This is a genomic window from Phytobacter sp. V69 (genome assembly GCF_965644215.1).
GTDB lineage: Bacteria > Pseudomonadota > Gammaproteobacteria > Enterobacterales > Enterobacteriaceae > Phytobacter.
The window spans coordinates 1-3,942 of sequence record NZ_CBFFRL010000300.1; the positions used below are offsets into that span (position 1 = coordinate 1).

The 3,942-nt window shown below is 52.7% G+C and carries 3 protein-coding genes and 1 pseudogene; 1 reads left to right on the top strand and 3 read right to left on the bottom strand.

Going from position 1 to position 3,942, the window contains the following annotated elements; translation table 11 throughout:
- Positions 1 to 149: 149 nt before the first annotated feature.
- Positions 150 to 581: a DoxX family protein gene (locus ACSZPU_RS24025; RefSeq protein ID WP_499004047.1), complete on the top strand. Its 432-nt coding sequence runs from the start codon at positions 150 to 152 to the stop codon at positions 579 to 581.
- Between the two features lie 58 nt (positions 582 to 639).
- On the opposite strand, the gene hcr is transcribed toward ACSZPU_RS24025, so the two are convergent.
- From hcr to ACSZPU_RS24040, 3 genes and pseudogenes are all read right to left on the bottom strand, one after another.
- Entirely contained in the window at positions 640 to 1,608 is a 969-nt protein-coding gene (gene hcr / locus ACSZPU_RS24030; protein WP_499004048.1) for an NADH oxidoreductase, read from the bottom strand.
- Positions 1,609 to 1,618: 10 nt separating this feature from the next.
- Positions 1,619 to 3,271 carry a hydroxylamine reductase gene (gene hcp / locus ACSZPU_RS24035; protein WP_499004050.1) on the bottom strand — a complete coding sequence of 551 codons (1,653 nt, stop codon included), beginning with the start codon at positions 3,269 to 3,271 and terminating at the stop codon, positions 1,619 to 1,621.
- Positions 3,272 to 3,612: 341 nt separating this feature from the next.
- Positions 3,613 to 3,879 (bottom strand): annotated as a pseudogene (locus tag ACSZPU_RS24040) (aquaporin); the annotation flags it as partial.
- Positions 3,880 to 3,942 lie beyond the last annotated feature (63 nt).

Genomic DNA, 3,942 nt, shown 5'->3' on the forward strand with positions numbered 1-3,942 from the left:
AGTCATGATAATAGGGCCTTCTGATTAGAAGGCCCTATTATCAATGATTTTTATCCTCGTGACGACACTATCTAATTAGTTAGGGCTTTATTTATTCCATGAATAGGAATAGTCTGACATCAATTCGATAAAAATAGGAATCATTTCAGATGGTTAGATCATTGTTAAATTCCGTTAATAAGATGTTGGCACATGAAGATTTTGGTCGTTTACTTCTGCGTTTGACAGTCGGTGGATTGATGTTATTCCACGGGCTTCATAAGCTTATCGGCGGTGTTGATGGTATCGCCGGCATGCTGGTGGCGAAAGGATTACCTGGTTTTATCGCATACGGCGTACTGATTGGCGAAGTGGTTTGCCCGATCCTGATTATTCTGGGCATTCTGACGCGCCCGTCTGCACTGGTGCTGGCTTTCACTATGGTGGTTGCATGGCTGATGGCTGACGTGAGCGCGACCTTTGAGCTGGAAAAAACCGGCGCATGGGCGATTGAGAGCCTGGTCTATTATTGTGTTGCAGGCGTGGCTCTGGCCTTCCTGGGCGCGGGTCGTTACTCCGTTGCTCCGGCCGAGTGGCGCTAAGGCATTAAAAAAGCCCTTACTGAAAAGGAAGGGCTTTTGCTTATCAAGACGCTGGCGCTTACGCCAGAACCAGATCGCTTTCCGGGTGGCAGGAGCAGGCCAGAACATAACCCTCAGCAATTTCCTGCGGTGTTAATGTCATGGTGCTGGTGACGCTGTACTTACCGGACATCACCTTCGTTTTGCACGAACCGCACACGCCCGCACGGCAGGCCGCATTGACCGGCACCTTGTTACTTTCGAATGCTTCCAGCAACGTCGTACCAACCGGGCCGTAAAACTCTTTCGTTGGCTGCAGTTTGGTGAATTTCAGCCCGCTGGTTGCCGCTTCGGCCACGGGGGTAAAGAACTTTTCGTTAAAGAACTGCGTGACGCCCAGCGCTTTCACATCTTTCTCTACCTGGTCCATAAATGGCGTAGGTCCGCAGGTCATCACGGTACGTGCGGCAAGATCGGGCACGCCACGCAGGATCGCTTGCGTCAGACGCCCGGCCAGGAAACCGGCGGTGGCGTTGTTTTCCGCCACCAGGGTGACCGGGTAGTTTTTCCACTCATCGGCAAAAATCACATCCTGTGGTGAACGTACGCTAAAAATAACCTGCACGTCAGCCTGCGGGCGGTATTTTGCCAGCCAGCGGCGCATCGACATGACCGGTGTTACCCCACAGCCCGCCGCCAGCAATAGCAATTTATCATTCGCCTGGTTGTCGCTGGTAAATTCCCCCTGTGCATCAGACAGCCACAGATAATCGCCGCGTTTGACGTCTCGCGTCAGCCACTCTGAGCCCAGACCGCCGTCGAGACGACGGATGGTCAGCGTGATGTACTCGCTCACACCTGGCGTGGAGGAGAGGGTGTACGCACGCATCTGCTCCGCGCTGTTGCGAATACTCACCAGCGCATACTGGCCGGCACGGTACGGGTAATAATCATGGCATAACAGCGACAGCGTCCAGACATCCGGTGTTTCCTGTTGGATGTGGTGAACCTGCATACGCCACGGGCACTGCGGGGTTGGCATCGTCATTCTTTACTCCTTAAGCGCCTAACATCTGCTGCAAATCCTGCTCAACGGTCGTGATGGCGCGCAGACCGAATTTTTCATTCAGTACGGCCAACAGATCTGGCGTCAGGAAGCCCGGCGCGGTTGGCCCGGTTACGATGTTGGTCACACCCAGCGACAGCAGCGTCAGCAGAATCACAATCGCTTTCTGTTCGAACCAGGACAGCACCAGGGAGAGCGGCAGATCGTTCACGCCACAACCCAGTTTCTTGGCAAGTGTCACTGCCAGGATAATCGCGGAATAGGCGTCGTTACACTGGCCGGTATCGATCAGGCGCGGCAGGACTTCGATGTTACCGAAGTCTAGTTTGTTAAAGCGGTATTTACCGCAGGCCAGGGTCAGGACCAGGCAGTCGTCCGGTACGCTGGTGGCGAAATCGGTGAAATAGTTACGCTCGCCGCGCGCGCCGTCACAGCCGCCGACCAGGAAGATGTGGCGCAGTTTCTCGCGACTCACCATGTCAATCAGGGTATCGGCCGCACCCAGCAGCGTCTGACGGCCAAAGCCCACGGTGATCAGATGTTCAATTTCGCTGTACGGGAAACCGCCCAGTTGCTGTGCCTGAGAGATAACACGAGTGAAGTCGTCGCCTTCCAGGTGATTCACGCCCGGCCAGCCAACGATGCTGCGGGTCCAGATACGCTCATCGTAAGAACCGACGGTCGGGTCGATGATGCAGTTGGAGGTCATCACGATAGAGCCAGGGAAGCGGGCAAACTCCACCTGTTGGTTCTGCCAGCCGCTGCCGTAGTTACCGACCAGATGCTTATATTTACGCAGCTCCGGGTAGCCGTGCGCAGGTAACATTTCGCCGTGGGTATAGACGTTAACGCCGGTCCCTTCGGTTTGTTGCAGCAGGTTGTGCAGGTCTTTCAGGTCGTGGCCGGAAATCAGGATGCATTTACCGGCAACGGCTTTCACATTGACCTGGGTCGGAGTTGGGTGGCCGTAGGCGGTGGTTTCGCCCGCATCCAGAATGCTCATCACTTTGAAGTTCATCTGGCCGATTTCCATCGAGCAGTTGAGCAGGGCATTCATGTCCGCAGGCCAGGTGCCGAGCCAGGCCATAATGTTGTGGTACTGGGCATAAATCTCGTTGTCATACTGGCCCAGAACGTGGGCGTGTTCCATATAGGCCGCGGCGCCTTTCAGACCATACAGGCACAGCAGGCGCAGACCCAGAATGTTTTCACCGATCACCGCTTTATCGATATTCGGTGTGAAGGCCGCCGCCGGACGCTGCAGATCGCCCAGATCATCGCTAATCAGCTGCAGTTCTGCCATCGGGTTATCGACGGTTGCTGCCGGGTCTTTGCTCAGGCACTGCGCTTTTAACGCTTCGCGGTACGCAATCGCTTCACGCGCGTAGCCAACGATACGTACGGAATCGAAGTTGACGTTGGTAAGGGTAGAGAAGAAGGCGCGTGGCGCGAAATTATCGATTTCATGCACGATAATACCGTATTCACGTGCTTTGCTGGCCCAGGCTGACAGCCCTTGCAGCGCGGCGATCAGCAGATCCTGCAGGTCCGATGTTTCGGCCGTTTTGCCGCACATACCCTGCGCATAAGCGCAGCCGTCACCAGCCGGGGTACGGATGGTCTGTTCACATTGCACACAAAACATAGTCACACCTTATAGATTAAAGTTATATTTAAAATGCATGTTTAAGGTTATGCTGCTCCCGAAGGGCTTAAAAGATGTTTTTTATGCAACTTGCAGAGAGATTGATTTAGCGCAATTTTAACGATGCCGATCTACCGCTTAGGAGGTAAATGTTAATAGAAAGACCGGCGCGGAATAATAAGGAGAATGATTATCGATAACGATAAAAGTGTACTGAGATCGGAGTTTCTTATGTGCCGAAACTCCGGCTATTTTTTACGTGAAAAAGGGTTAGTGTGGGGGCAGAGAAAAGTAAATATAGCACATAAAATTAACCCAATAACGTATTGGGTTAATTCAAGTTAATCACGTTTTTCCAGCAGTGTGCGATACAGAATACCACCGAGGATACCGCCAATAATTGGCATTACCCAGAATAACCATAATTGATTCAGTGCCCAGCCTCCCTGGAACAGGGCTACAGCGGTACTACGTGCCGGGTTAACTGAGGTATTTGTTACAGGGATACTGATCAAATGTATCAGCGTTAAAGCAAGACCGATGGCAATGGGGGCAAAGCCAGCAGGTGCATATTTATCCGTTGCACCAAGAATAACTAGGCTGTGTCCCTTAATCACCTGAGTTATAGTAACTGTCTTTTTCAACAACATATTGAACTATGGCTCGCTACG